The organism is Candidatus Termitispirillum reticulitermitis, from assembly GCF_054655775.1.
Genome location: NZ_BAAIHG010000101.1, coordinates 1 through 3,112, shown reverse-complemented (window position 1 = coordinate 3,112; position 3,112 = coordinate 1). Strand labels below are relative to the sequence as shown.

General features: G+C 46.2%; 2 protein-coding genes. Both read right to left on the bottom strand.

The window, feature by feature from the left end; genetic code table 11:
- Positions 1 to 32: 32 nt before the first annotated feature.
- Positions 33 to 2,588: a DNA translocase FtsK gene (locus tag AC1MDJ_RS07315; RefSeq protein WP_479690270.1), complete on the bottom strand. Its 2,556-nt coding sequence runs from the start codon at positions 2,586 to 2,588 to the stop codon at positions 33 to 35.
- The coding region (locus AC1MDJ_RS07310; RefSeq protein ID WP_479690269.1) for an undecaprenyl-diphosphate phosphatase at positions 2,588 to 3,112 on the bottom strand (525 nt) is incomplete at its 5' end. The genes AC1MDJ_RS07310 and AC1MDJ_RS07315, both read right to left, overlap by 1 nt.

Sequence of the window (3,112 nt, the reverse complement as noted above, 5' to 3'; positions counted from 1 at the left end):
TTCATAAACTACCCCTTATAACATTCCATTCCTTATAACATCCGCCTAGGCTTAGGCGAACCGCTGCTAGGCTCTATCAGCCCCTGTTGCTCCATCATCTCAACAATATTTGCCGCGCGGTTGTAGCCTATGCCCAGCTTGCGCTGTATACGCGATATAGAAACCGTGCCCTCTTCGCGTCCAATGAGCACAGCCCTGTCAAATAACGGATCTAGCGCATCCCCGCTCGCAAAATCGCTGTCCTGTTCCTCACTTTCTAACAATTCCATGTTGTATTCTGGCTCGCCGTAGCGTTTAGCCTCATCAACCACGCGCTTGACTTCATCCTCGCTGATAAATGAACCGTGCACACGTATTGTCCAGCCCGAACTAGGCGGTATAAATAAGCTGTCCCCCTTGCCGAGCAATAGTTCAGCTCCGCTTTGGTCTAGTATTATACGGGAATCAACCTTTGATGATACCCTGAATGAGAGTCTTGTGGGCATATTCGCTTTGATTATGCCAGTGATTACATTTACAGACGGACGCTGTGTGGCAAGTATCAGGTGGATGCCTGCCGCACGTGCTTTTTGCGCCAGTCTGATAATAGCACTCTCTACCTCTTTACCCGCTACCATCATTAGGTCGCCGAATTCATCAGCGATTACCACCATATATGGCAAAGGCGGCTGTTCTGCGAGTTTGTTTTTATTATAGGACACGATGTCGCGCACGTTTAAGTCTAAAAATAGCTTGTATCGTGCCTCCATCTCCTTGACTACATTATTTAATACATTAGCAGCCTCGCGCATATCGGTTACTACTGGGGCTGCTAAGTGGGGAATACCACTATATACATTCAATTCCACCATTTTTGGGTCTATCAATATAAACTTTACCTTATCAGGTGCTGATTTATAGAGGATAGAGCACAGCATAGTGTTGATGCATACCGATTTACCGCTACCCGTAGTGCCTGCAACTAGTATATGTGGCATAGAACGCAGGTCGGCATAGTATGGATTGCCAGAAATATCCTTGCCTAGTGCTACCGCTAGGGGGGACTCATTTTCATAAAAGTTTGGCGTGTCTATCAACTCCCGTAAGCGGACGGAAGCTCTATATTCATTTGGTGCTTCAATACCTACCACCCCTTGCCCTGGGATAGGTGCTATTATACGGATACTCTCTGCACTCATAGCAAGGGCAAGGTCGTTTTCAAGGCTCGCTATCTTGCTAATCTTTATACCGGGGGCGGGTTCAAACTCAAATAATGTCACGACAGGACCTGGCAGTATATTTCTAATCTGCCCCTCTACGCCGAAACTGCGCAGTTTAGTGAGCAGTGCGTCCCCTTTGCGTTTCAAGGCATCCATATCGGGGGTGATATCAATCATTTCTGGTCTGTCAAGGGCATTTATATCTAGGTGATAGTTCTCTATTGGCTGATAGAGCATTGGCTCCGGCTCTTGTTGCTCGTCCAGACGCTCAACTGACCACGACGTAGGCGCAACTTGTTCTATTGAGGCGGGTTCCGCCGATTGCTCAGTTTCCGTTAGCTGGACAGACTGGGGCTGTGTTGGTTCTACTGAATGTAAAGGGCTTATTGGCTGCGCTGGCTCTATTGGTATGAGCTGTTCTGTGGGAGTGCCAACTGGTGTTTCGGGCATCTCTGTAAGTGCCATTACCTTCTCTATCTCTGCAACCGTCATACCAAGTGGGGTAGCATCCTCGCCCATCATATCCTCTAGTTCAGATACTGTCATCGCACCATCAAGGCTGATATTATCAGTGGTTTCAGACTCTTGTTGCATTGACACAGACGTTTCTGCCTCTGACAAATAGCCGGGCACCACTTGCGGCAGTTCTACTGGTCTAATTAACGGGTCATCATATTCAACTGCAGGCTCTAATACTGCGTTCAATTGCGGCAGTGTCGGTTGGTGCTGCGCAGGTTGCGACACTGCCAAAGGTTGCTCTAGTGCGGGCAGTATGTCTTTTAGCACCTCTGGTTCACTCCGTTCGTCCTGTCCGTCCTCTTCATCTTCGCCAGCACCATTCAGCCTATCGGCTAGCTGCCTGAACGTATGAGCAATGCTCATCGGACTTATTCGCATAATGACTAGAACGCAAGCAAGTGAGAATATATATATAAAGATAATTGCAAGCGTTTTAGCTACAGGACTTACAAGCCCCACATTTATAAACAAACCGATAAGTCCGCCCGCTGGTTTGTCTGTAAAGTAAGCGTCAGCTGTAGATAAGAAAGCGTTCTGTATTGATAGCACACAGATAAGGGCTATAAAAGCTGATATGCTGAAAGTAGCCATTAGTTTGCTAAGTTTGCCAAGTTTCACATAAATGTATTGAAATGCAATGTATAGTAGGAAGAATGGTAGCAGTATTGCGCTAAAACCAAATATAATTCCTACAAAATCAGCAACAAAAGCTCCGTGCATCCCCAGCATATTATGGATTGGCTCATCAACACGACTCACAACAACGTTTGAAAACGAGGGGTCGTCTGCGTTATATGAGAATACCGCAACTCCTAGCAATAAAGAGCCTGTTAAAAGTAGCAAGCAGAATAGTTTAGATAATTTGCTCATTACAGGCACCACACGGCGGCAATGCCTGCTAACAGACAGTATATAGCCAGTCCTGTCAATTTAGCCCGTTGGACAAATTTTAAGACTACATGTATTGAAATCAACCCGCTGATAAAAGCGACAAGCATACCCCATAGATAGATATCCATCATGTCCCGCGAAATTGCCTCTATATCCTTAATATGTAGCAAAGCCGCACCCATTATAGCGGGTATTCCCAATAGGAACGAAAATTCAGCTGCCTTTTCACGCGAGATGCCAGCTAGTAGAGAGACCGAAATGGTAGCCCCAGAGCGGGATATACCAGGCAATACCGCAATGCCCTGGACTATGCCTACTAAAAACGCTTGTGCTGTGCCGAAATTCTTGCCAGCGCGAGCCTTATCAGATAAATATAGTATGATGGATGTAACTATTAGGAAATAGCCCACTACGACAGGATTTTGTGTCCAGACCTCCGTGCGTTCCTTTAAGCCGTAGCCTATAATGGCTGTGGGGATAGTTGCGATTAAAATATTTATGAT

Excerpts from the sequence above, each read along its gene's own strand:
- AC1MDJ_RS07315 (WP_479690270.1), bottom strand. The coding sequence starts at position 2,588 with ATGAGCAAATTATCTAAACTATTCTGCTTGCTACTTTTAACAGGCTCT.